This window comes from Caulobacter endophyticus (assembly GCF_029543245.1).
Lineage (GTDB): Bacteria > Pseudomonadota > Alphaproteobacteria > Caulobacterales > Caulobacteraceae > Caulobacter > Caulobacter endophyticus_A.
Genome location: NZ_JARQWV010000004.1, coordinates 1 through 24,961 on the forward strand (window position 1 = coordinate 1; position 24,961 = coordinate 24,961).

The window sequence follows — 24,961 nt, forward strand, 5'->3', positions numbered from 1 at the left end:
CAAGCCCCGATCGCCTATCGCCAACGGCCGGCCCGCCTCACCGCGGCGCCGGCCGTATGCTTTTTGATCAATAGACGCCCGTCGACTGCTGAACGGTCTTTCTCATTTACTATGGTGCGGTGCGGCATGAAATTCGCCGCGGCCAAAGTTTGGCCCCAGGCGTCGGGCTCCCTCCAAGGCGGTGGGGAGGGCGAGCGCCGTAATCAGGTGAGGGCTTGAAACGCGCCTTCAGTAGACGTTGGAGACTTGCATGGGCGTCCAAACCCCGGCGGCTGGGACGCCGTCGCAGCAAACCTTGGCCAACGTTCAAATATTGAGGTTAGTCGCGGCTGTCATCGTGGTTTTTGGTCATGCCCAGCAGGAACTGCGGGAGATGGCGGGCCCCACAGCTTTGGCAAGCTGGCGCCCTATCCCCTGGGGGTTTGGCGTAGACATCTTCTTCGTCATCAGCGGTTTCATCATGTATATCGTGGCGGGCGACAGCTTCGGCTCCCTAAGCGCGTCGAGAAGGTTTCTAGCCCGACGCCTCGAAAGGATTGCTCCGCTCTACTGGATCTTCACCTCGGCGCTCCTCGCCTTGACCCTCTTGGGCTTCGGTAGTGCAGAGAAACCCGACTGGGTCCAGACGCTTGCGTCCTATCTGTTCTTTCCCGTGCATCGGGCAGATGGAGCCATCAGGCCGATCTTGAGTGTAGGATGGACGCTCAACTACGAGATGCTCTTCTATGTCCTGTTCGCCCTAGCCATGCTCTTGCCCAAGCGTGTAGGTATAGCGGCGTTATCGGCGACTCTGTTAACCCTCGTCGCGCTCGCGCCCCTGGCTCGGCAAGGCCCGGCCTTCGCTGTGTACTGGACCGATCCGATCATCCTGGAGTTTGCCGCCGGCCTTCTTCTAGGGTCTCTCTATAAGCGGCAGGTCAGGCTCTCGATGCTGGCCGCTGGAGCCATGGCCATCGGAGGCTTCGCGCTTGCAGCCGTGACCTGGCCGCAGGCGCCCCGGGCTCTCATCAGCGGGTTTCCGGCCGCTTTAATCGTCACTGCCGCCGCGCTCGGACCCAATCCGACACGACCGGGGGCCTTTCAGGGCGCGCTCATCGCTGGCGGCGACGCCTCCTACGCCTTGTACTTGAGCCATATCTTCGTGATCAACGCCGTGAGCCTGGTTTGGGCTCGGGCGGGCCTGAACGCGCCGCTGCTGTTTCTTGGCCTGACCCTGGCGGGCAGCATCTTGATCGGCGTCCTGGTTCGCCTGGGACTGGAGAAGCCCATCTTGTCGTTGATGCGAAAGCGTCGAGGTCAAGCCACGGGCCAGAGGCGCCGAGACGTGAAGCCCGAAAGAGCCAATTCTTCCGCGTCGGCCTATTTCGTCGAGCGATAAACAAGGGACGCCGCAGGGCGGCGTCCCTTTGGGCGGCTTGAGCCGCTCTCTTTGGGCGACCAGGGTCGCTCCTGCTAAACGGGTCGATCAATAGGCCTTTTGAAAGGGAACGAGCACGGCGGTCAGCACCAGGATCTTCAGATCGCCAAACAAACGCCATTCATCGATGTATCGGTTGTCGAACTCAATGCGGCGGCGCATGTCCTCCGTCGTCTGGGTCTCGCCCCGCGCGCCCATCACCTGCGCCAGCCCGGTCAAGCCGGGCTTCGTGCGATAGCGGGCTGCGTAGTCGGAGATCAGCGCGCCGTAGTAGCGGTCGTGGGCCAGGGCGTGAGGGCGAGGCCCGACAAGGGACATCTCGCCGCGAAGCACGTTGATGAGCTGGGGCAGCTCATCGATGCTGGCGCGACGCAGCAGGGCGCCGACGGGCGTGACGCGCTGATCGCCACGGGTGGCCTGGCGAATGGTATCGCCATCCTCCGTCACCGTCATGGTGCGAAACTTGAGAATTCGGAACGTCTGGCCGTGAAGTCCCGCGCGCTGCTGCCGGAACAATATGGGCCCCGGCGACGTCGCCTTCACGGCCAAGGCCGTCACGATCATCAACGGCGCGAGAAACACCAGCAGCCCCAGGGCCAGGCCGATGTCCACGATCCGCTTTCCGAGGCTTTCCGCAGGGCCGGCCACCGCCGCCATGGCCACATCGGTCATATCGATCCTCTCGTCGCCGTTAGCACCATCACCGCGCGCCAATTTGAAACAACCTTGTTCGTGCTCTTACCGCATCGCAATAGCCGTGCCGGGGCAAAGTGCAAGGTTCCTTGTAATCGCCGTAGCCGTCAGTCACATCTGCCTGTCACAGCCTACAGGCGTATGATTGTTGTGCATTAGCGCACCCCTGCGACAAGCCGATGAACCGATTGGCTGTTCGACTTCGCTAGAACGCGGGACTTTCTTGGGCCCGTCAATCCCGTCACGCGACGAAAGTTAACCTGGTTGCTAGAAGCTTGGCCATAAAATCCCTTTTTATCTCTACTGCGAACGGCGCAGATCAACGAAAACTGCGCGGTCGGCCCCCGTCAGCCGGAGCAACCTGAAGCGCCATCTGCCTAAAGATTCACCCGATGCGCGAAACCACGAGCCTGAATCCGCCAGTTCAGCTTCAGTAGGATCGGTCATTTGGGGAGGGGGCTGCGTCATGCAAACGATCAGGGTTGTTGAGACCGGAGACGGCTGGCAGGTCCGCTGCGGGGATGAAGTTCTGTTGCAAGACGCTGCCGAAGAACCCTGTTTTACATTCGCCCTGGCGACATCGAGCCGGATGTTCGACGCGGGCATGCGCTACGAAGTGGTGCTCCAACGCCTCGATAGTCTAATCGTTCCGGTGGACTGAGCCGTCGGCGCCTTCCAAATCGACTGCGGAGACGGTCGTCAAACGCCCGGACCGGCGCAGCAGCCGCGCAGCTTCACGCCGGACCTGCGGTGAACGGCTCGACCACGTGCTTGAACTGGCCGTGAGCGCGCGCTCCAGATCGGCGCAGAGGCACAGAGCTTCGACTTGGAGCCAGCGCTCGGATCTCTCCCTCAGCCACACCTTGCGCTCCCTACTCACCCCGCCAAGACTTGGCATTCTTCAGTCTGGGCGAGGGCGGCGCCTTGCGCTGTGCAAACTGGCACAGGCTCGCGCCGGCAAGCGCAAGAGGGCCCGGGGGCCCGTTGGGCCCCCGGGGTTTAAGTCGCCGCCGAGGCGCGGCTGCTTGAGACTAAGGTCTCGGAGGATCGGCTCCAACCGGCTTGTCGCCGAACGCCCCGCGCCGCCTGCGTCGGGTTCGTTTGGGGCTGTGGAGGCAGTCGCCGCTCAAGTTTTCAGCATAGCGGCCTGATTTCGTATCATCGACCTGAGTACCGCAAGACTACGGCGGCAAGCTGAGCCGGAGGCGATTGTCGGGTACGCGACGTTTCCAAAGATAATCTCGTGAAGGGCTTCCCAAGTCGGAAAAATCATTGATACTTTCGCCGCAGTACCGTCGCTTAACCGCTTAAATCATCATGGTCGTCTGTCGCGAGCCAAGCGCTCTACGGCGTCCTAGCAAGCGTGCGAGGGGACTTTGACGCCACGACCGCAACAAGTAGGCGACACGGCGGTGATGCTCGGAGTGGTGGCCAAGGCCCCTGCGAACCTTGCGCTTCTTGATGTTGACGGCGCCTACTTGGCGGCTTCTGGCCCGCACCGTCGTCAGCTCGGCCTGCCAAGTTCGGGCGAGATCGGCGGTCAACATCTCCACATGTTGAAGCCTGAACTCGCCGAGCGCTTCGATGCCCTCCTGGCGCTTCACTCAAGCGGGCGCCCCGCGCGCCTCAAGGTGCGGGTCAGCCGCGCCGGTCCGCTTTGCTGGTGGACCCTCACCCCCGGTCCTGACGGAAGCTATCTGCTTTGGTCCGAGGAGGACGTCGGCGAGCGGCACGGCGCCGACGACGCTCGCTTCAGACCGATCTTCGACAAGGCCGCCCTGGGCGTGGCGCATGTCGCCCTGACCGGAGACTTTCTCGACGTCAACAGGCGGTTCTGCGCGATTACCGGCTACTCCGCAGAGCAGCTGCTAAGTACGGGCTTTCAGGCGATCACCCATCCTGAGGATCTGACCAAAGACCTTCGCCTTATGGAGGCGCTTATACGGGGCGAGGTGGAAACCTACAGCCTCGAGAAGCGCTATCTGCGCGGCGACGGTTCGACGATCTGGGTTAATTTGACGGCGTCTGCGGTTCGCGACGAACTGGGTGAGCCTCAAGCGTTCATCGCCATTGTCGAGGACATCGAAGAGCGTCGGGCGGTCGCCGAGGCCTTGAAGATCAGTGAAGCTCAAGCGCGCGACCAACTCGAAGAGCTTGAGGCCATCTATCAATCTTCGCCCGTCGGCTTGGCGTTTCTGACGCCCGAACTTCGATATGTTAGGATCAATCATCGTCTGGCCGAGATGAATGGCGTGGAGGTCGGCGCACACTTGGGGCGTTCGGTCGGCGAAGTGGCCCCTGCACTTTTCGACCAGATCCGCGACATCGCCGAGCAGCTGGCCGGCCAGAGCACTGCCAAGGCCTACGAGGTTCACGGGGAAACGCGCGCTGCGCCGGGCCAGGAGCGATACTGGCTGGAGTATTGGGTTCCGCTCACGCGACCCGACGGAGCGTTACGCGGCTATAATGTCGTGGTCGAAGAGATCACCGAGCGACGGCGCAACGAGGAACGTCGGAAGTTGTTGATGGACGAGCTGAACCACAGGGTGAGAAATACGCTCGCCGTTGTTCAGTCGATCGCAAGGCAGACCTTCGCAGGCGTGCAGGCCGAAGATCAAAAACAAGCGTTCGAAGCGCGCCTGATGGCGCTGGCTGCGGCGCATGCTGTGCTTGTGCAGGATAGCTGGAGCGCGGCTGACCTTGCCCAGATCGCCACGGCCGCCGTCGGTTCACAGTCGGCCGACCGTCTGTCGATGACCGGCCCCCCTGTCGCCGTCTCACCCGAGACAGCGGTGTCTCTATCGCTAGTGCTGCACGAACTTGCGACCAACGCCAGCAAGTACGGCGCACTGGCCAACCATGATGGTCGTATCGAGCTGACCTGGGCCTTAGAGCAGGACGGCTTGATCCTGATATGGCGTGAACGCGACGGACCTAAGGTGGAGACGCCGACACGGCGCGGCTTTGGCTCGCGCCTGCTGTCGCGGGCCTTCAGCGGTCAGAACGACCGGGCGACGATCGAACTGCGCCCTGAAGGTCTCAACTGCACCATACGCCTGAACGCTACGGCCCTTGTCCTCAAATCCAATAGCCCAATTGAGTCTTGTGGGCAGGCCGATGCGCCGGGATCAGCGTGTTGACGACAAATCGATCGGTGGTTTGGCCCCGATTTGGAGAAACCGATGACGGCCCAAGAGCCCCGGATTATTCCGCCCGATCCCGACGCCTTGGAAGCCGAGGCCGAGGACCTGATGGACAGCGCCGTGAACGCCGACGATCCGATCGTCGTGGCGGCGTTGAGGCGTATGGCTATAGCCAGTCGTATCGCCGCAACCATGGCCAGGGCCGTGGAAGACAGTCCAGGCGTCCCACCGTCCAAGCCATGAAATCCTGCTTCAGCTTGCGCCGCCACCGGGCCCGCGGCCCGGTTCATGTTGCTAGTGAGCGGCGTTTTCATTAGCCGGACGCAGTGCGCAGCGCGCGTCGCGGATTTGGCCGATCATGCCAAGCGTTGAGGACTGAATCCTCTCCCAGCACAGACGCTGGGCGCGAGTGCCGGCCCTCGATTGCGCCTCGGTCATGTCCTGAGCCAGACGCTCCAGGATAAGATCAAGATCTATGGGCTCGTCAATCTGATCGCAGAGGTCAAGCAGATGGGCGAAGAAGACGTTGGCGACGATCTCCGCGGCCATGGCGCGCTCACGGTGACGGGCAAGCTCCGTCTCCAGCCGCTCCAGGCGATCCAAAAGGTCCATGCGCATCCCCCTGTCGGCCGCCGCCGCCCACTCTAGCCGTGACGGTGGTGAGATCCAGTCTGGTTGGATCACGACGGCCGCGCACACGCGCTTGGGCCATTCTCAAGGCAATCCATGCCGATCAGCGGCCAGACCCTCGGTGACGACCTCTGCCGCCTTATCCAAGGCGATCGGATCGCGATGTTCGCTCGCAACGGATTTGTGCTCGGCTTTGAAGGGGGCGAACATCGTGCTGAAATGGCTTTCGCCACGCGCCAGCAGAACACTTGGCGCGCCTTCTTCCACCACCTGCCCCCCCTTCATCACCACCAGGTGATCGACATGCAACACAGATGTCAGCCGGTGGGTGATAACGACGGTCGTGAGACCCCTGCGCGAGCTTTCCAAGTCTGCCTGGATGGCGTCTTCGAGGGCAGCGTCCAACGCGCTCGTGGCTTCGTCGAGAACGAGGACCTCCGGGCGTCGCAGTAAGGCCCGGGCCAGCCCCAGCCGCTGCCGCTGTCCGCCGGAAAAATTGGCCCCTTGATTGCCGATCCAATGGTCCATGCCTTCGGCCAGCTCATCGATCAGCGGCTGTAGACCGGCGATCTTCGCCGCGTTCGAAACCGATGCCGGACTTGCCTGACTATCGGCCACGGCGATGTTCTCACGCACCGTACTCTCCATCAGCTCGACATCCTGTCCGGCCACCGCGAGCCGGGTCAACCAATCCTCCCGGCGCAGCGTGTCTAGGCGTTGGCCATCGACGAGGATCTCACCCGCCGAGGGCTCATCGAGCCTTAGTAGAAGGTTGACGATGGTGGTCTTTCCAGCACCGCTCGGACCTACGATCGCTGTCCTCTTACCCGCCGGAATGGCGAAGGAGACAGCCTTGAGAATATCATCCTCGTTAGCGCCGTAGGCAAAGCAGACAGCCTCGAACCTGATGCCGTCACGCAATCCCTCGAAGGGCGCATCCCCGGTCGGCGCGTAGATTTTGCCCGGGCGCGCCAGCATGGCCGCAACCCGTTGCAGGGCCGCCTCGAGCTGGGCCAGGGACAGCATCCCGTTCTGGACTTCTCGTAGGGGGCCCTGCATCCGATAGAGCAGCGCGACGACAGCAAGCGTCGCCGCAAACGGCGCCGACAGGCCTTGGGCCAAAAGCGCGACCACCACGAGGATGATGACGTAGCCGAGCTCAGACAGAGGCGAGAGCAGCGAGAATAACATTGCCGTGCGCCGCGAGATTTGGCCCGCGTCGGCCGAGGCCGCCTCGAAGCGCTCCTGATAGGCGCTCTCTTGGGCGAACGCGCGAATGGTTTTCATGCCTTGCAGGCTATGCAACACTTTTTCGGCGACGGTCTGATTGACGTCGGCGGCGGCCAGGCCCAGCCGGCGCGCGGGACGGGCCATGACGTTGAGCAGGCCGAACAGCACAGCGCCCATCGTCACGGCCGCCACCGTCAGCGGCCATGAGATGGTAAGCAGAACAATGCTTATCACCGCCAGATAGGCAGAAGAGACGACAATCCTGCACAGGACGCCATAGGCTGTCGACACAGACCACGTTTCCTCGGCCAGCAGGCTGAGCAGACGGCCCTGATCCTGTCTTCGAAGATAGGCGTAGTCGACCGTCATCAGCTTGGCGTGCAGCCGCTCACGCACCAACTGCCCGAGACGATTTTGTCGATTGGCCGAGAGCACTGCGTAGCTGGTCGAGAAAAGAACCTTGGCCGCCATCATCAGCAATACGAAGGGCGCGACGAAGATCGGAGAGGGCAGCAGATCCAGCATGTGCGTCAGCAGCGCGCCGAATGCGCCGCTCAAGCCCCGTATACCCTCGGCCTGTCCCATGGCGGCGTAGAGAAAGAGCACCACCAGACTTATGCCGAGACTTTCGGCTAGTGAGGACAGAACACCAAGCAACACCACCAAGGCCAAAGGCCATGCGCGAATGTCCAGCAATATGGCGAGATCCGCCAACCGCCGTGCGGATAGCTGAAAACCGGTCTTTAGGCCGCTCGGTCTGATCATCGGGCCGCGTCCATGACAGCGGACACGAATGGGACGCGGGTTGACGCGCCTGGAGCGACGCGTCGACGCAACAGGCGGGCGCCAGCCCGGCGAACCGCGCTTTGCGACAGCCGGACAGCCTTGCGCGCGTCCAAACGCACGACATGCGCGAAGATGATGGCCGCAGACCGCAGACGCCGGTTGCGCACCGCCTTCCAGAACAGCCAGCCGGCAAGTTCGACCTCGCCGCGATCGACCTCCGCAGCGTAACGCGGATATTTTGCTTTCATCTCCTCGCCGACCATGCGGTACGAGCGCAGCATCTGGGTCACGTCCGATGACATCGCTTCGGGCAACCGGCGATAGCCGGTGAGGAAATCGGCGACTACGGCGAAGTCATGCCGTTCTGCAATTCTGAAATATAGCAGCAGGTCTTCGCAGCCTTGGGCGCGGCTGTCCCTCAGCCGGCTGCAATAGCCCCCGGCTTCAATGACGGCGGCTTTACGGATGAGGGGCGAGCTGCCGTTGCCGATCAGGTTACCCCTGCAGAGCCGCGCCAGGACGTCGCCTTCATCGCGGGGGCGATGGTTTGTCTCGACAATGCGCCCCTGCGCGTCGATCACCGCATACCAGGTGTAGACCAAAGCAACGCTTGGTCCACCGTGCTGAAGAACGCGCAACTGCCTCTCGATCTTGTCGGGAGACCACAGATCATCGGCGTCGACCGGAGCGATGAGCGCGCCGCGACAGGCGGAAATGCCCAGGTTGCGAGCAGCCGCCACACCGCCATTGGCTTGTGTGAGCAAGCGCACACGAGCGTCCTGCTGCATGTGCGCGCGAACGCGTGCGACAGTGCCGTCCGTGGAGCCGTCGTCCACGACCAAGATCTCGAGAGGGCTGTGGGTCTGGCCACGGACGCTGTGCAGCGTGGCGTCGATGGTGAGCTCGGCGTTGTAAGCCGGTATGATCACCGAGACTTCCTCCTCGCCAAAATCCTCGGCCTTGGGTCCGTGTGAAAGCGCGCCGGCGAACTGCGCCAATCCCCAGTCCCCGCGCACTTCCAGACGCGGCAGGCGCGCTTGATCGCCCCACACCGACGCTAGGCCTTGATGGCTCGTGAAGCCAAGCTGGAACCCAGCCGAAGAGATGACGCGCTGGTACCGCTCGTCGATCAGGCCGTAGGGCGCAGCAACCGCGACGACGGGCTTGCGCGTCCATGCTTCAAGCTTCGCCCGCGAGCTTATCGCCTCCTCGAGAAGTGCAAGGCTGCTCAGCGCAGTGGCTGCGCCATGGGTGGCCAGATGACTGCCAAAGTTCACACCCTCTTGGTTAAGCCTGTCCAGCACCAGCTGATCCATCAACCGCGCCGGCGGGCCGGCTGCCTGATCCCAATCGGCCGACTGGCCGACACGGTCGGTGACGGTGAACACCGTGGCGCCAAACCCGCAGGCTTGAAGGATCGGCCAAGCGGCGTCGGCGAAGTCCTGGTAGGCGTCATCGAACGTGATCAGGATAGGTCGGCCGGGGAAGGCGCGGCGCTGGCGGATGTGTTCAAGCAAACGTTCTGGGGTGACGGTGTAGTAACCGTGCCTTCTCAGGAACTGCATCTGTACGCGGAAGTCTCGCGGGCGCACGCGCCAGGCCGCCAGGGCCTCGGGGCCTTCGTCAGCAATGCGATGATAGGCGAGCACGGGGACGTCCCAGGTGGTGGTCTCGGCAAGCAGCTGGCTTTTCAACGCCGCCGCGCCGCCCCGGACGACATACTGCTCCAACGCCAGCGGCAAGTCGGCGACGATCGCGCGGCGCTGAATCTTAGGCGATGGGGAAGTGGCCTCGCCGCGCCGGAAACAGTCCACGCGGTAGAGCTCTGTAACCGTAGACGACTCAAGACGAAGCTCGGGGTGAGCCGAGAACGCCTCGTGGATCACCTTAGCGCCGTAGGCCTGGTCCCAATCAAACCCGGTGCTGTCGGGATCATCTCGTAACAGGAAGTGGTTGGCCATCACCAGCCGCCCGCCCGGCGCCAAGGCCTGTGCGATCTTGTCGACGACAGCGGTCAACGCCGGCCGATCAGGAAGATAGTAGAGCACCTCCGAGCAGACGATCATCTCCAGGTCGGCGGGCAAGGCGTCCTCGATGAGGTCCAGAACCTTAAAATCGACATTGTCGTGCGGCCGGCAGCGTTCGGCGGCGCGCGCAAGCGCGCGCGTCGAAATATCAGCCGCACTGACCTTCTCGACCGATGCCGCCAGACGTTCTGTGAACCGCCCTTCAGCACATGCCAGCTCCAAAACGTGCTTGGGCTTGCCGGTCAGCACCGCTTCCAAGGTCAGGTCATATTTCTCGGTCTCGTAGGCGCAACCGTAGTTCCACGGATCCTGCACCTCGAACACCCTGTCCCAGACCTGTTTGCGGTCGGGGGCGTCGAGAGGGGGAGGGGCGGCGGCGCTGTCGCAGGCCCGAGGGACGTCGCCCAGCACCTCCTGCCAGGCCCGACGCCTGGCGCTGGTCTGCGCGGCCAAGCTGAACGGCCCCGGCGGGCCCCATCTGGCCAAGGCCGCGTCCAGAAGAGCTCGCTTGAGCGCACGAGCGTAGGTGCGGCGCGACCGGGCCGAGGGAGCCGTCAGCGCAGCAATCAGACGCGTACAGGCCTCGCGCCAGAAGGTCATCGACCACAGGGCCCCGGAGGCGAAAAAAAATCGCTTCGGGGTCAAGGTCTGAGCGCAAAGACCGGCGAAGTCTCCGGCCGTCAAAGGCCCAAACAGCGGAACCTCCGGCGGAGCTCCCCGAGCGCCGGGCATTCGCACGACGAGGCGATCAACATTCGCCGGCGGGTCATAGCCCGTCAGGGCGTTGGGTCGCACGCGCCGCACGGCGGTATGCTGAATGGCGCCCTCAAAACTTTCTGGCGCATGCCCAATCGCCTCACGTTCCAGCGCGTAGATCAGGCCGCGAACGTCCAGGGGCGCGCGCGCCAAGCACTGCAAGACCGTCTGCAGCTTTGGCAGCATGGCCGACAACAGGTTTGGCGCCTGGCTCAACGGTCGCCGCGCGCCCACAGCGAGGCCCGCTAGGACCGTCTGAGCCAGACTATCGGCGCGGCCGCCAGTATCGATCCGTGGGATGGTCTCGAACAGGGCCTGGCCGTCTTGGCCGCTCCCGATCTTGGCTGCGGCGCACCAGGCGACGAAGTAGGTCTCGCGCGCAGCCAGATCGTTATCCTCAACTCCCTTCTTCCACTGCGCAAGGCTGCCGCCCACCCGAGGATCGGCCGCGTAACCGCGCCGAAGAACAGTCAAGCCGTCCCGGCACATCGCATCGAAATCCGACGATAGGGATCGCGCCGAAAGGCGGTAGTCGGCCAGCACGAGCGGGACGGCGCGTAGTTTCAAGCCCTGCCTGGCCAAGCGTTGCCAAAGATCCCAGTCCTCACAGGTCGGCAGATCCGGATCGAAACCGCCGACGGCCATAAGCCTTTCGCGCCGGGTGATCACGCAATGGAGCGCGATGGGACATTCCTTCGCCAGGAGCTTGAATCCGTCAGCGGCAAGACGCAGGTCGAGGCTCTCCGCGGCGATCGATCCGTTAGTGGTCACGCGCCGATAGCCGCAATAGATCGCCTCCCATCCGCGCGGGTCTTGCGAGGGTGCGAGCATGTGCGCGACATAAGCGGCGCTAACGACATCATCGGCGTCGAGAAACGCCACCCACGGGGTCTGCGCGAGCGAAAGGCCAAGATTTCTCGCCCGGCAGACGCCTTGATTGATTGTCGACCGCCTGATGATGCGGTGATCGCGCCTCGCATAGTCGTCGGCGAGCTTGGCGGTGCCATCCGTGGAACCATCGTCGATAACGATCGCCCTCCAATCGCCCCGCGTCTGCGCCATGAGGCTGTCCAGGGTGGCGCCCAGTGTCGCCGCGGCGTTGAACGCGGGAATAACGAAGGTCAGTTCGCTCATCGCGTCCTCCAAAGGCTGCGGCGGAAGTAGAAGACGATCCCGCTGATCAGGCCGCTAAGCTCTGTCAAGGTGAAGGCGTCTTCAGGACGGGCCCTGCCGAGCGCCCGTCGCTTAAGGCTGGCGGCGTAGTGCAGCGGCAAGGTCACCAACAGGCGGCGCAATTCACCACCTGAGGCGTGCGCTTCCCTTTGCACCAATAGGGCTGCGGCGTGTCCGCTCATGTAGGCGTGCAATTGCCGTTTGAGGCCTGGCTCGTCGCGGCGATGGTAGTGAAAGACCACGGCCGACGGCTCGTATCGGCAGAGGCCTCCGCGCTTTAGGATGCGGTGCCACATTTCGGAATCGCCCGAGCACCCGGCCGCCCCGACATCGAGACGTTCGTCGAACAGGCCCGCCGCAAGCAGCGCCTGGCGGCGGAAGGCCATGTTCGCACCAGCCCCGATGCGCCACACCGCTGGCGGATGAGGCGCAGACGCTTGCAGAAACTTGGGCGAGAAGTCGCGCCGACGATATCCGAGCCGTCGGCTCAGATGGCCACTCGACGAGCAGCAGGCGAGGGCGCTGACCTTAGAAAAAAGTCTGGAGACCCCCGCCGCCGGGCGCGGACGGCTGAGAGGCGCATGGCGGCTGTTTTGATTTCAGGTGGAACGTCGGCCGACGCTATGCGCTCGGCGCTGACCTCTCCATATTGTCGCTCCAAGCCTGCACACAGGCACAGAGCTTCGACCACGACCCACCTTTGGGCGCGTTCACTTTTTCCCATTGCTTGTCGCCTAGTCTTCCTAGGGCGCGATCCCTGCCGCGCCACGCCATTCGCGAGTTACGCTCACTCCTGCTCCGCCGACCGCGTCAGCAGGCCCCCCAGAACGCTACGCGCGACTGCGAATGCTCGGCACGTCCAGGCACCGCAGTCTGTTGCACCTTTGCAATAAGCTTCGCCCCGACCGGCTTGTCCAGCGCTTTGTATAACGCGGGTCGCAGATTCGCCCCTCAGGTGTGATTGCGGACTAAAATTTCAATCAATGATTGAAATCAATGCGTTAAGGCGGGGTGGGATGAGGGGGCGGGCCTCGTGGGGATTTTGAACCAGCGCCAGCCAGGCAGCGTCGCGCCAGCCCTAAGCCAGGCGGTCCCCGATCGCCAGGCGTGACGCCCAAGCCACCCCGCTGTCCCAAAATTGCATGTCCGCACCAAGCGCAAGGACATACGCGATTTGACGCCCGTCTCGCATGGCGCCGCTCCCAACGCCGGGCTCTCAATCAGGCGTGGGAGCGGCTGCCGCCGAGAACACCGTTCGCGGCATGGCAATCATCAACGGGGGCTGCGTGTTTGCAAGGCTTCCGGGAGCACGATCATCCTGTTTTCACATCGTTGGCGCAAATTGATCAGGGCGTCGCCTAGAACCGTCCCGACTGAGCCGCGTCCACGAACGCCTCGACGTTGGGTGATCAGCCGCAGACTCGCCGCTAGTACGTCTGGATGGAGGTTCTGGCGTAGCAATCGTTCGCAAGACGCCTCTCCGAATTCGCGCTCAAGGCGCGCGCATATGCAAAATGCCTCGACGCTGATCCATTGATTGGTGCGTTCAGCGCTTTTGATCATGTCCCACCCACCGTCAAGCGGGCGCACACGCGCCCGCGAGCGCGGGTCTCGGAACCGGCATTCCACGACGCGCGCTAACGAAGGGTTAAACTTTCGTGAGCGGCAAAGGTTGCAGCTTCATAATGCCCAGAGGGCCGCTAGCGACTGCGCGAGGCCACGAGGATGAAATCCGACTCTCGCTGCCCATATCGTCCGGCGGTCACGCCGCGGATGACGGCTGCGGCGCATTCGTAAAGAGCATATGCCAACGGTAAGCGTCGCTTGAAGGCGGCGACATGACTTGAGATGTATGTGTCGAAAAGCGCGATCTTGAAGCCACGGCGCTGCAGCTCGGCCTGAAGCTGGTCGGGATCGGAACCCTTCACCAAAGCAGTCGGGAAGGGCGCGTAGCCCGGCTTGCCGGCATTTTTGCTTCCTCTCACATACCGGTGAAAGGCGACATGCACCCAAAACGGGGTCCACTTGGTGATAAGGCCTTTGACCGAGCGGTTCAGGGGGCCTTTTATGATCATCAGGCCGCCCGGCTCCAGAGCCTGGGCGACGTTTTCAACCGCCGCGATTGGCCGTGGAAGGTGCTCCAAGACGTCCCAGAAGACCGCGGCGTCGAAGCGTCGGTGCGCGAAGTCGAAGTCGTGGATGTCGCCCACCAGCTTATCGTGAGCGTAACTGTTTCGCGCGATCTGCTCGGGTGACAGATCGATCACTGTGTATCTTGCCCCGTCCAGCGGGATCATCGTGCGCGAACCGCCGCCAGCCTCAAGGATGGAGCGCGGCGCCTTCACGGCCAGCAGAGCATCGAGCCTGTCGCGACACCGGCGAAGAGATGCTTCGAACTCGTCAGCGACCATAGGCTCGCCAAGATCTGCGCGTGCAGACCCGCGATCACGGATATAGGATTGCTTCAAGGCCTTCCCCCAAAGACCGCCGAACCGGCAGCTCAGCTGAGCTTTAATGCAATCTATCTTTTGAGGATCAAGTGCGCTGGGCGCTTGAGCGTTATCCGCTGGGCAGTCTAAAGCCGCTCGCGGCCCATAACATAACGCCGTTCGCCGCCTTCAGCCCGCCTCAAGGCCGCCGGCCAAGATCGCGCCGACGAACGCCCTGAAGCAAAAAGGCAAGCTCCGCCCACGCTCAAGGCAGGCCTTGCCTAAAAGCTGGGCGGAGCGCACGCGCTTGGCCGCCGCGAAATTTCCCCTACAGCAGCGACGAGATCGCCGCGCGGGCCGCTTCGCCGAGGTCGGGGCGCTTGAGTGCCAGGGCGACATTGGCCTTCAGCAGGCCGATCTTGTCGCCGCAGTCGTGGGTGTCGCCTTCGTAGACATAGGCGTGGAAGGCCTGGTCCTGCATCAGCTTGGCCATGGAGTCGGTGAGCTGGATCTCGTTGCCGGCCCCCTTCTCCTGGCTGGCCAGCAGGTCGAAGATCTCGGGTTGCAGGATGTAGCGGCCGGCGATGGCCCAGTTGGACGGGGCCGTGCCCTTGGCCGGCTTCTCGACCATGCCGCTCATGGTGGCCAGGCGTCCCTCGACCTTGCTGGGAGCGACGACGCCGTACTTGTGGGTCTCGCTCTCGGGCACTTCCTCGACGCCGATGATGTTGCCGCCGCCGACCTGATCATAGACCTCGATCAGCTGGCGGAGCGCCGACTTGGGGGAGTCGACGATGACGTCGGGCAGCAGCACGGCGAACGGCTCGTCGCCGATGATGTCGCGGGCGCACCACACCGCATGGCCCAGGCCCAGCGGGGCCATCTGGCGCACGAAGCTCATCTCGCCCGGCTTGGGCAGCTCGTCGCGCAGTTGCTTGAGGATCTCGAGCTTGCCCTTGGCCTCGAGCTGCATCTCCAGCTCGATCTGGTGATCGAAATAGTCCTCGATCGCGCCCTTGCTCCGACCCGTGACGAAAACGAAGTGCTCGATGCCGGCGGCGCGGCCTTCCTCGACGATATAGGACAGGATCGGACGGTCCACGACGTTGAGAAGCTCCTTCGGCGTCGACTTGGTCCCGGGCAGAACGCGAGTGCCCAAGCCGGCGACGGGAAGGACGGCCTTGCGGACGGGTTTCATGAGCACCTCCGAACGAAATTGCCCGGTGCGAACGCGCAAAGGCCAAGCTTGTTCCAGGCAAACGATCGCATCTCTCTGGTGATGCAACGCGACGCCTTGTCGCGGCACAACACGGTTCGACGACCCCGATTCCGCTACCGCCGCAACAAACTTTGCCTTACTCACGCAACGCTATCGTCGACCCAGGATTTTCGCCTGAGGGGCGCAGGATCGAGGCGCGGTGAATGCCGAAGACCAAGGAGCGAACGGACCGATGGGTCGAGGTTGAAGCGCTGTGCCTGTGCGCCAGGTTGGAGCGCCTCTATGGCGCGGCGGCTCCGGGCCAACTGGTCGGATTGGACGAGCACCCTGCTGTTCTCAGGCGGGCGTCCTCCTTGTCGCGGCGGCGCCGAACATTCGGCCTGCTTGGCTTTTGCTCTGTACTGATCGGCCTGTGCGTCATCGAGAGCGCTCCAGCAGCTCGACGGCCGATTGCTGCGAGCGCTGGCGGCGTGGTCGCGGCCTCGGTGATCTGGCGCTATGATCGCTGCGGGCCGAGCGTTGCCTGTCCAACCTAGCGTCAAAGCGGCCCAAAAGCGGTAGGAGGGGCACCTATGAGCGCGGATGTAGTCAGTCTGGCAGACGCGTTAACAGGCGTGACCGAGATAGACACTGGCTAGCCACACCAAGCTGACCGTCCGGACGGCGGCGGGACCAACTTCGGCTCACGACCATTAGTGGTGGGTGATGGCGCCCGCTTACTTGGAGCTGTGTCGGTAGCGGTGGAGTTGCCCAGTTCCCAGGGCAAGAATGGCGAGTTGTTCCATGATCTTAGGATCGAAACCACGCTTTCGACCAGCCAAGCGCGTCGGTAGCAGTTTCTTGCTCCGCCCAGCCATATGATGCAGCGCGAGCTCGGCCGGTCGCGCGCTGTAGTAAGTTTGATCGCCCAAGCCTTCAAGATGACCTCGCGAAAGGATCATCATCCATCAGGAAGATGAAGCAGAGGTTGGAGGCCCGGCCCGGAATCGAACCGGGGTAAACGGATTTGCAGTCCGGCGCGTAACCACTCCGCCACCGGGCCACCGGGTCGACACGCTTGCGTCGGCGAAGAGGGGGTCTGGCTATCAGAGGGGCGCCGCCCCCGCAATGGCCAACTTCATCTCATCCACACAAACTAGCGATTGTCACGGCGTGCTCCAGGCTGGCTCCAACAGCCTGGAAACGAAGGCTGCTTTGTCTCCGGGCAGGAACCGCCCATAATGTCGAGCTACAGTTGCGGCAGTGTCTTGGATGGCATAGCCGGCTTGCTCGAACGATCCAGTGCGCTTCAGGATATGCGTGGCCAGTACGTCGCGCACATTGTGCGGCCCGTGAGGCAATATCCCCGCTACCGCCCCTCTACCTGTGTAGGGATTGAAAACGCCGTATCGCTGAATTGCTTCTCTCCACGCCATGTAGAACGTTGCACTATCATAGCTCGCATCCTTGGTTGTTGACCTTTTGACCGTTTTCACAAAAAACGTGCCTGGATCACTGGCGATCGAAAGAAGTAACGCCCGGTGCCGGGATAGGTAGACTTCTATTTGCGCGTAGAGGCCGCCAACGTCGGGCAACCGCAGAATGTACGGCTGATCCGCAAAATAGGATGATCGCGCATTCTTGAATGCCACGGCAGGAATCCGGATCGTCCAGCCGTTTTTGTCTCCATCCCAATTCAATTCACCGCACCGCAATGCCTCAAGCTGATTCATTGGAGTTGGCCTGTCACCTCGATTGCTTGCCCGTAGCTCTCGAAGATTTCTCTGCCTCAAACCAGTGTGCAGCCCAAGCATGAGCATCAGGTACGAACGTGTCGCCTCTGCCGCCGCAATCGGGTATCGGCGGCGATCGGGTAAAGCACGGAGTATTTCGGCGGGGATGCGCGCGTAGACCTGAGCAGGGTTGTCGGCCTCCAGGATAGGGAGGATCGCTTCAAACGGATCTCGATGGACCTTGGCGACCCGCTTGACGTCTTTCGCCCAGGCAGAAAACTTTGCGCAGGCTTCATCGCAGTATGCGTCCCAGTCAGCCTGTGCGCGATTGACGTCTTCAGGCGTAATGACATTTGGAACTTCCGGCATGCGGCCAGCGAGATGCGGCGACTGGCCACTAGTCTCCGGATCGCACCCGGCCTCATTTCGCATGATGACTTGCTCAGGTCGAGGAGTAGATGGGACGAGCTTTGCGACGAAACTCACCACTACACGAAACTATGGTCTCGCGATGTACAGCGTATCGCTAAGGTGCATAGGGATGGCTTTGCCGCGATTGATACAGTTTTAGATGCCGACCGTCCCGCTGAGGCTTACAACAATATAGCGAAAGAAGTTTTCGGCAGATTGCCCCCGAGCGGAGCGCCCAGGTATGAGGCCATACGATCATTCTTGATGATTTCGATAGGATTACGCACAGGGTTTCGTCAAAAGAATTTGCGCGAATTGCGGATTTTTGAACAAGGCAACAGCGAGATTCCACTCGAACAACTCATCGAGTTGAGATGCGGGCAAATAAGCTTTTGCAAAGAGAGCAAACTATGGCGAGTGTTCGTCCCACATCATGCCTTCAAAAATAGCTCTTCCGGATACTTCAAGGGGAGGCACTATCGACTCGATTTGTCCGACTCCGGCGAACTTTACCCGCTTCTAGAGGAGTATGTGACCTACGGACGCCCCGCTCTTCTGGCTGGACGCACAGATGAAAATTTCCTCTTCACGAAAAATATGCGGTCTAAACGCGTGAATAGCTCCGGATATAGCGAAACCGGATTCTATGAAGCGTGGCGCCAAATAATCCAGCGATATGGCATCTATAATCCATACACGAAACGCGGAGCAATACGCGGGCTTTTACCTCATGGACCACACGCAGTTAGGCATATACTCGCAACACATGTGATTAAAACAACCGGCTCTTTCGAAATGGCGGGCTATGCCATTCAGGATACAGCAGAAATGGTTGAGCGGCACTATGCGCGCTTCCTGCCACAAGATAAAGCAGGGATAGCAGCAGCAGTTTTACGTGACTGCTGGACTTGATCCAAAGCTACAATCTTCTGTCACAACGACTAGTGCAGAAAGCCCGCCTGAGAATTAAATTCAGGAAATACAACTGAAGTGTCGCCATTCGCTTGGCGGCCGGCGTCGAGCGCTTCACGAACGCCCTGGTCGAGAGCGTCGAGGCCATTGCGCAGATCGCCGCCCACACCCGCACAAGCGCCCGTCGACTTCGTCGACGAAGCCCAAGCGATTACATGCAAAATACGCACAACAAAGATTATCGGAAATAATATGCTGGCCAATCTGGAGCGCCGAGGGTCTGAGCTTTCCGAATTGGCTGCAATCGCAACGCCACGTCGGATTCCGCATCCATATTGGCTGCAACTGTCCAAGATGGTTGCACGGGGTCATCATGCGTTTCGGGCCAAACTGACCCAGGCTGCAGCTGACATGCGCGATTGCATCGCCGGCGGCCATTGCAGAGCCTGAACAGCCAGGAGATCAGCTTCGTGGTCAACGGCGACGCTCAGCAGGATCGCAACGCTGGCATCGCGCTGAGCCTCGAACGCTCTCACTTACCGGGCTCAAAGAGTGACTAGCGCCACGGGCAGACGTTGATCGCCGGCCCGAAAGCAGATTTCCGGCGAGTCGCACAGAAGCCAGGCCTCTTCGCGGCGCCGGGATTATTCGAAGACCGGGATGTGCGAACCCTGGCCATGGCCCCCACCCCCACAGCGCCGGCACACCCTATCGGATGCGCCGTCAACAGGCCGCAGACGACGGCAAGCTGCGGGAACCGAAGACTTCAAATACGTCGTTGATGCGAGGTTGATCTCCAGAAGAGACGTGGAATATCAGCTCGACGCCAAAATGGGCGCACGCCCTCTGGTGGCCGCTCGCTGTCCATCAATCGACTTGGTCCTCACTGAGCGCTCGCGCCAGAGTGATAACGCTGCGCCTTTGCCGGGCTGACAATCGCGGGAACGCTCTGGCGAGCTCAAGACCTTCGCGCGTCGCCATGAACCTGTCGACCGTCTGCGCGATGCCGTCCTGCCTTGCGTTTTCAGGCCGCGGCTCGTCAAGCCCTTCGAAGAACCAGTCTGGGCGGACGCCGAGCGCAACCGCGATTCCCCGCAGCTTGGAGGCGCTGACGCGATTGGCTCCGCGCTCGTATTTCTGCAGCTGTTGAAAGGTGAGCCCCAGACGCTCGCCCAGTTCACCCTGGCTCATGCCGATCAATTTGCGGCGCATGCGGATCTTGGCCCCCACGTGCAGGTCGACGGGGTGTGGGGCTTGGTCTTCGGACAAGGTGCAAAGCTCCTGGGGCAGGCCGCCCTTGGAAAGACGCAGCGATAGTGAAGTTCCGCCACTTGAGAAAGAACATTATTCTCCAAGGGAAGCACGCTGACGGCCTCGCCCACGATCAAGGCGCTTCTGCTCCATGTCGCAAAATCGCGACGCAAGGCGCCGCTGACCATCGCCGGGATTGAGGCTTCTTTCGCCGCCTCGGCTCTGCCGGTTGTGGAGGCGATGACCGCCAGCGGCGGCGCGTCAGACCGCGGTGCGCGCCTAGGACCGAGCGTCCTTCCCAAGAAGCCTTTCGACGCTCGCCGTCAGCAGCTCGCTCGGAACAGGCTTGATCAGGGCCTCGTCCGCGCCGAGACCCAGCGCCATGTCTAGAACGCCGCCAGGGCTGAGCCGCCTTGCTCCGGCGCTCATGGCGATTATCCGCGTGGTCGGCCACCGCTGCCGGGCCTCGATGATCGTCTCGACCCCTTCGCGAACGGGCATCAGCAGATCGATAAGGACCAAATCGAAGCTTCGGATTTCGAGCTTTTCGATGGCCTTGCCGCCATGCTCGGCTTCCTCGACCTCATGACCCGCCTCACTCAGGGCATGGCCGTAGACCTGACGCGAGAGCTCGTCGTCATCGACAATCAGAACACGCCCCAACACCGCCTCCCCTCCTGATGACGCTTGGGGCGCACTGGCGCGCGCCCACAGGTTGCTCAACGGCGCAAGCCGCCCTGTGGTTTCGTGTGTCAGCACGGGAAATCCAACCCGAGTTTGTCGGGATGCGGCTGGGCGCCACGCTCGCCGATGGGCAGGGCATGGCTTCGCCCCTGTGCGCAGACCTTGGTTCAATCCGTCCGCTCGCCGCGCTGAAAGCGACGGCCACGCGCCGGCCGACATTCGCTGATCCGCCCCCGTCAATCACCATGGCCGCGCGGCCGGCGCTGATGGCGGTGATCCAGCATCCGCCCGCCGCCGTATCCAGCGCGACAGAGGAGGCGACATGTTCGACAAGGTCATCCGCATGGCCGCCGTGACAGGCCTGGCCGCCGCCTGCGCGGCGTGCGCCGGCGGCGGCGTCTCGCAGTCCGGTTTCCTCGCCAGCTACGAGGGCCTGGGCAAGCGGCCCGGAAGCCTTCGCGCCATGGTGTACGAGCGCCGCGACGAGGCGATGGCTGGAACCATAGAGCGGCTGTGGATCGCGCCGGCCACGAGCCACGCCGGCCAGACCTGGTCGGTCGACGAAGACGATCGCCAGGCCGTACTGACCGAGGTCGACCGCCAGGTCTGTTACGAACTCAGCAAGCGCTTCACCCTGATCGACGCGCCATCCCCCGAGGCCGGTACCGTCAGGGTCGGGGTGACCCGCATAGACCGCACCAACCAGGCCGGATCAGCCGCATCGGCCGCGGCCAACTTCTTCATTCCGGGTCCCGTGTCGGTGCGGGTCCCTGGCGGCGTGGGCGGGCTTTGGGCCGAAGCCGAACTCCTGACGCCCAGCGGCGCCCAGGCGGCCGCCCTGGTGTGGAGCCGCCAGGCCATGGTGCTGGGCGCCGACAAGCCTTCGCTGTCGCCGATCGGGGACGCCCATCAGTTGGCCGAACCGTTCGGCGACGCCGTGGCGAGCGCCCTGGCGCCGCGCGAGCGCAAGCCCCGTCCCGTGGCGACACCCGACCCGTGCGCGCGCTTTGGCCCGCGACTGCGTCCTGAGGGGCTGATCGTGCGCATGGCCACGGGGCTCTATCAGCCGGCGCTGAGCGGGAGCAAACCTCAGGCGCGCGATCCTCAGGAAGACCAAGAGAAGCCCCCGCCCAAATGACGACGGCCGGCCTCGATCGACAGCCGAGGCCGGCGTCACCCGACGCCTAAAGACGAACGAAAGGCGCCAGGAGCTTGCCCAGTCGGCCGGGCAGCAGGATCTGACCGTCGAGAGCGGCGACGCAAAGGCACGGCTCCTTGGAGACCACCTTGGGCTGGTGCGTCACGCTGGGATCGGCCTCTTCGAAATCCCCCCGCGAGAACACCCCGTCCTCGGTGGCGTAGGCGCCGTCGATCACGCAGGTCAGCTCGACGCCCCCGTGAGTGTGGCGGGGCGCCGATTGCCCCGAGGCGATCCTCAGCAGGATGACGCGGCAATCGCCTTGCCGGGTTCCGAGCACGTCGCGAACGTGCACGCCCGGCCCCAGCCAGCGCCAGGGTCCGAGCGCGAACTGGTCGAGCGGCGCAGGCAGGACAGGATCGGCCGAGGCCGGCCTGGGTTCGACCTCCAGCTCGACGGCGTCGAGCCGCGCCATGATCTCCTGCCGGGCCTGCGGGCTCAGCGTTTCGGGCGCCTGGTCGTCGAGCAGCACGCCGCCCACGGCCGCGCCGAGCTCGGCCCAGGGGCGCGTGGCCGGCCGCAGGCTGAGGTGTGCGGCCACGACGACGGCTTCGGGAAAGCTCAAGGTCCCCGCGGCGAAGGCCAGCAGCCGTTCTTCGCTGGGCTGTCGGCGAAGGCTCATGATGCGTCCCCCCTGTCCCTTTCGATGCAGGCCCGCAGCTTCATCATGCCAAACCGGATACGCGCCTTGACCGTCCCGAGCGGTACGCCCAGCGTCCTGGATATTTCCGCATGGGTCTGTTCCTGAAAAAAGGCCATTTCGATGGCCGCGGCCTGGTCAGCGTTGAGGCTGAGCATGGCCGCCCTCACCCGCTGGGCGTCCTGCGCCCCGCTGAGGATGGCGTCAGGCTGGGCGGGCTCTTCGGCCTCGAGATGAAAATCCAGCTCGTGAAGCGTCACCGAGCCACGCCGGAAATGGTCGATCCGCAGGTTGCGGGCGATGGTGAAAATCCAGGCCGCCGCCGAAGCGCGCGCCGGATCGAAGAGGTGCGCCTTGCGCCAGACGGTGAGGAGGGTTTCCTGGGCCAGTTCCTCGGCGGCCGAGGCGCTGGCGCCGCCGCGCATCAGGAGCGCCTTGATCCGCGGCGCATAGTGGTCGAACAGGCCTGCGAAGGCTTGCCGGTCGCGGCTTTCGCCGACCCTTACGACGAGCTCGTCGAGCGCGCGTGACGGGCTCACGGCGTGACGGCTTGCAGGGTGTGCGGATAGGGCCCGAGTCGCATGCATGGCGATGATACGGCAGAGCCTCGCGGCTGGATCACCGGAAGCAAAAAATACCCCGCGCGCCCATCCGATTGCTGAGCTCGGCCGTAAGGCCTCGTGACATGCACGCCCCTGCGGGGCGCCCCTTGCAACGAGACCGCCTCAGATGAGCGACACGTCCCCGGATTTCCCCATCGCCGGCCGCCCGCGCGGCTCGACCCTTTTTGATTTCGTGGTGCGGCTGCTCTCGGCCGGTTGGACTTGGGGAGAGCTGACGATCGTCACGCCCGGCGGCGAGCGCCGTCACCTGGCCGGCGCGGTTCCAGGGCGGGCTGCGACGATCGTCGTGCGCGACGCCCGCTTCGCAGCGCGGGTCCTGGCCAATGGCGACATAGGTTTCGCCGAGGGCTTCATGGCCGGGGAATGGGAAAGCCCCGACCTGGCGGCCCTGCTGACGACCCTGGCCAACAACTACGACCACATCCGGCGATTGTTCGACGGCGGACTGCCGATGCGCGTCGCCAACTGGGCGTTTCACCGGCTGCGGGCCAACACCCGGGCCGGATCGCGCCGCAACGTCCACGCCCACTACGATCTGGGGAACGCCTTCTACGAAGCCTGGCTTGACGAGACCATGACCTATTCCTCCGCCAGGTTCGAACACCCGGGCCAATCGCTGGAGGCGGCCCAGATCGCCAAGTACGAACAGCTCGCCGCCCTGATGGACCTCAAGCCCGGGCACAGCATGGTGGAGATCGGCTGCGGCTGGGGCGGGTTCGCCCAGTTCGCCGCCGCCAGGATCGGCGCTAGGGTCACCGCGGTGACCATCTCGCGCGAACAGCATGACTTCGCGCGCCGTCGGATCTTCGAGGCCGGTCTGGCCGAGCGGGTCGAAATCCGCCTGATCGACTACCGCGACCTCGAAGGCCAGTTCGACCGCCTGGCGTCGATCGAGATGCTGGAGGCGGTGGGGCGCGACTACTGGGGCGTCTACTTCGACAAGGTACGCTCGCTGCTAAAGCCCGGCGGCCGGGCCGCGCTCCAGGCCATCACCATCCAGGATGCGCTTTTCGACGACTACGACGCCCGCACCGACTTCATCCAGCGCTACGTGTTCCCGGGCGGGGCCCTGCCTTCGGAGAACCGACTGGCGCCGCTGATCGCCGCCCGGGGCCTGCGCTGGCGCCGGACCGAGCGGTTTGGCCAGGACTACGCCAAGACCCTGGCGCTGTGGGCCCAGCGCTTCGAGAAGGCCTATCCGCTCATCGCCCAGGGGTCCCAGACCTTCGACAGCCGCTTTCGCAGGCTGTGGACCTTCTACCTCGCCTACTGCGAGGCGGGCTTTCGCACCGGCCGCACCGACGTCATCCAGATGGCGATCGACAGGCAAGGCTGACCGCCCCGCCGCCTCTAGAATCTCGCCGTCCGCCAAAGGCTCGGGTCCGATAATCGACACCGGCGCCGCTGCCAGCGAGGACCGGCGCCGGCCATCCGCTGTGGGCTGCTGGATCGAGCGTCGCCGCTTCGCGCGAGCGACGCTCGACAGAGCGGCATCAGAGATCGACCTTGGCGTTGTCGCCCATCTGCGGCGCGGCGCCCGTCACGACGGCGGCCGCCATCTTCACCAGCGCCACCGCCTTGCCAGGACTGTCCCACAACTCGCCACGCTCGGGGGTGAGGGTCAGCAGCCGGATCGTCGGATCATCGGCGTCCTCCCACCAGGCCTCGTCGGCCTTAGTCCAGAGCTCGGCGATCTTGGCCCGGTCGTTGGACAGCCGGCCCTGGCCCGAGACCAGCACGTATTTGTAGGCGCCGTTGTCGGCCCAGGCGCACGACACCACCGGAAATCGCTCGAGCTGGGCGTTCTTCTCGCCGCTCTCATCGACCAGAAAATAGATCGCGTGCTCACCTCGCCGCACCCGGGCCGAAAGCGGCCGGCTTTGCTGCGCGCCGCCGTCCCAGGTGGTGAACATGCAGATGTCGATCTTCTCGGCCAGCTCCCAGATGCGATCGCGCACCTCTTCAGGGGGCTTGGGATTGTCGTCTTGCCGCTCTTTCACGGGCGCCTCCTTACTTTGAAGTGCGTC

General features: G+C 63.4%; 21 protein-coding genes and 1 tRNA gene. 8 read left to right on the top strand and 14 right to left on the bottom strand.

Annotated features, from left to right (window positions below; all coding sequences use genetic code 11):
- Positions 1–250: 250 nt before the first annotated feature.
- Positions 251–1,378: an acyltransferase family protein gene (locus P7A99_RS04625; RefSeq protein WP_277792766.1), complete on the top strand. Its 1,128-nt coding sequence runs from the start codon at positions 251–253 to the stop codon at positions 1,376–1,378.
- A gap of 87 nt (positions 1,379–1,465) precedes the next feature.
- On the opposite strand, the gene P7A99_RS04630 is transcribed toward P7A99_RS04625, so the two are convergent.
- Positions 1,466–2,089: a sugar transferase gene (locus tag P7A99_RS04630; protein ID WP_277792767.1), complete on the bottom strand. Its 624-nt coding sequence runs from the start codon at positions 2,087–2,089 to the stop codon at positions 1,466–1,468.
- Between the two features lie 487 nt (positions 2,090–2,576).
- Here P7A99_RS04630 and P7A99_RS04635 point away from each other — a divergent pair, with 487 nt between their 5' ends.
- The 3 genes from P7A99_RS04635 (at position 2,577) to P7A99_RS04645 (ending at position 5,496) form a co-directional block, all read left to right on the top strand.
- Positions 2,577–2,771 (top strand): hypothetical protein, encoded by a 195-nt coding sequence (locus P7A99_RS04635; RefSeq protein WP_277792768.1) that lies wholly within the window; start codon positions 2,577–2,579, stop codon positions 2,769–2,771.
- Between the two features lie 754 nt (positions 2,772–3,525).
- Positions 3,526–5,250, top strand: coding sequence for a sensor histidine kinase (locus tag P7A99_RS04640; protein ID WP_277792769.1), 1,725 nt, complete (start codon positions 3,526–3,528; stop codon positions 5,248–5,250).
- A gap of 42 nt (positions 5,251–5,292) precedes the next feature.
- On the top strand, positions 5,293–5,496 hold the full coding sequence (locus tag P7A99_RS04645; RefSeq protein ID WP_277792770.1) for a hypothetical protein: 204 nt from the start codon (positions 5,293–5,295) through the stop codon (positions 5,494–5,496).
- A 51-nt stretch (positions 5,497–5,547) separates the two neighbouring features.
- On the opposite strand, the gene P7A99_RS04650 is transcribed toward P7A99_RS04645, so the two are convergent.
- The 6 genes from P7A99_RS04650 to galU form a co-directional block, all read right to left on the bottom strand.
- A complete protein-coding gene (locus P7A99_RS04650; RefSeq protein WP_277792771.1) occupies positions 5,548–5,865 on the bottom strand; it encodes a hypothetical protein in 318 nt (105 codons plus the stop codon).
- A 102-nt stretch (positions 5,866–5,967) separates the two neighbouring features.
- Complete coding sequence (locus P7A99_RS04655) at positions 5,968–7,878, bottom strand: ABC transporter ATP-binding protein (RefSeq protein ID WP_277792772.1); 1,911 nt, start codon at positions 7,876–7,878, stop codon at positions 5,968–5,970.
- Positions 7,875–11,816, bottom strand: coding sequence for a glycosyltransferase (locus P7A99_RS04660; RefSeq protein ID WP_277792773.1), 3,942 nt, complete (start codon positions 11,814–11,816; stop codon positions 7,875–7,877). The genes P7A99_RS04655 and P7A99_RS04660 overlap by 4 nt, the downstream gene beginning before the upstream one ends.
- Entirely contained in the window at positions 11,813–12,241 is a 429-nt protein-coding gene (locus P7A99_RS04665) for a glycosyltransferase family 2 protein (protein WP_277792774.1), read from the bottom strand. The genes P7A99_RS04660 and P7A99_RS04665 overlap by 4 nt, the downstream gene beginning before the upstream one ends.
- Before the next feature lie 1,314 nt (positions 12,242–13,555).
- The gene (locus P7A99_RS04670; RefSeq protein ID WP_277792775.1) at positions 13,556–14,323 is read right to left on the bottom strand and encodes a class I SAM-dependent methyltransferase; all 768 of its coding nucleotides are present in this window, start codon (positions 14,321–14,323) and stop codon (positions 13,556–13,558) included.
- Positions 14,324–14,612: 289 nt separating this feature from the next.
- Positions 14,613–15,482, bottom strand: a complete 870-nt coding sequence (gene galU / locus P7A99_RS04675; protein WP_277792776.1) for a UTP--glucose-1-phosphate uridylyltransferase GalU — start codon at positions 15,480–15,482, stop codon at positions 14,613–14,615.
- Between the two features lie 224 nt (positions 15,483–15,706).
- Here galU and P7A99_RS04680 point away from each other — a divergent pair, with 224 nt between their 5' ends.
- Positions 15,707–16,039: a hypothetical protein gene (locus P7A99_RS04680; protein WP_277792777.1), complete on the top strand. Its 333-nt coding sequence runs from the start codon at positions 15,707–15,709 to the stop codon at positions 16,037–16,039.
- A gap of 432 nt (positions 16,040–16,471) precedes the next feature.
- Here P7A99_RS04680 and P7A99_RS04685 read toward each other — a convergent pair.
- Together P7A99_RS04685 and P7A99_RS04690 are read right to left on the bottom strand one after the other, a co-directional pair.
- Positions 16,472–16,545 (bottom strand) — tRNA-Cys (locus tag P7A99_RS04685).
- A gap of 103 nt (positions 16,546–16,648) precedes the next feature.
- The gene (locus tag P7A99_RS04690) at positions 16,649–17,584 is read right to left on the bottom strand and encodes a hypothetical protein (RefSeq protein WP_277792778.1); all 936 of its coding nucleotides are present in this window, start codon (positions 17,582–17,584) and stop codon (positions 16,649–16,651) included.
- Positions 17,585–17,887: 303 nt separating this feature from the next.
- On the opposite strand from P7A99_RS04690, the gene P7A99_RS04695 reads away from it, so the two are divergent.
- Complete coding sequence (locus P7A99_RS04695) at positions 17,888–18,538, top strand: hypothetical protein (RefSeq protein ID WP_277792779.1); 651 nt, start codon at positions 17,888–17,890, stop codon at positions 18,536–18,538.
- 867 nt (positions 18,539–19,405) lie between these two features.
- Here the strand turns inward: P7A99_RS04695 and P7A99_RS04700 are convergent.
- Both P7A99_RS04700 and P7A99_RS04705 read right to left on the bottom strand, forming a co-directional pair.
- Complete coding sequence (locus P7A99_RS04700; protein WP_277792780.1) at positions 19,406–19,807, bottom strand: helix-turn-helix domain-containing protein; 402 nt, start codon at positions 19,805–19,807, stop codon at positions 19,406–19,408.
- 261 nt (positions 19,808–20,068) lie between these two features.
- Positions 20,069–20,452 carry a response regulator gene (locus tag P7A99_RS04705; protein WP_277792781.1) on the bottom strand — a complete coding sequence of 128 codons (384 nt, stop codon included), beginning with the start codon at positions 20,450–20,452 and terminating at the stop codon, positions 20,069–20,071.
- 343 nt (positions 20,453–20,795) lie between these two features.
- On the opposite strand from P7A99_RS04705, the gene P7A99_RS04710 reads away from it, so the two are divergent.
- On the top strand, positions 20,796–21,611 hold the full coding sequence (locus tag P7A99_RS04710) for a DUF3313 family protein (RefSeq protein WP_277792782.1): 816 nt from the start codon (positions 20,796–20,798) through the stop codon (positions 21,609–21,611).
- Positions 21,612–21,657: 46 nt separating this feature from the next.
- Here P7A99_RS04710 and P7A99_RS04715 read toward each other — a convergent pair whose 3' ends face one another.
- Both P7A99_RS04715 and P7A99_RS04720 read right to left on the bottom strand, forming a co-directional pair.
- A complete protein-coding gene (locus tag P7A99_RS04715; protein WP_277792783.1) occupies positions 21,658–22,293 on the bottom strand; it encodes a ChrR family anti-sigma-E factor in 636 nt (211 codons plus the stop codon).
- A complete protein-coding gene (locus P7A99_RS04720; protein WP_277792784.1) occupies positions 22,290–22,850 on the bottom strand; it encodes a sigma-70 family RNA polymerase sigma factor in 561 nt (186 codons plus the stop codon). Before P7A99_RS04720 ends, P7A99_RS04715 begins: the two co-directional genes overlap by 4 nt.
- A gap of 190 nt (positions 22,851–23,040) precedes the next feature.
- Between P7A99_RS04720 and P7A99_RS04725 the strand changes: the two genes are divergently transcribed.
- The gene (locus P7A99_RS04725) at positions 23,041–24,270 is read left to right on the top strand and encodes an SAM-dependent methyltransferase (RefSeq protein WP_277792785.1); all 1,230 of its coding nucleotides are present in this window, start codon (positions 23,041–23,043) and stop codon (positions 24,268–24,270) included.
- 157 nt (positions 24,271–24,427) lie between these two features.
- Here P7A99_RS04725 and P7A99_RS04730 read toward each other — a convergent pair whose 3' ends face one another.
- Positions 24,428–24,934 carry a pyridoxamine 5'-phosphate oxidase family protein gene (locus P7A99_RS04730; protein WP_277792786.1) on the bottom strand — a complete coding sequence of 169 codons (507 nt, stop codon included), beginning with the start codon at positions 24,932–24,934 and terminating at the stop codon, positions 24,428–24,430.
- Between the last annotated feature and the right edge of the window lie 27 nt (positions 24,935–24,961).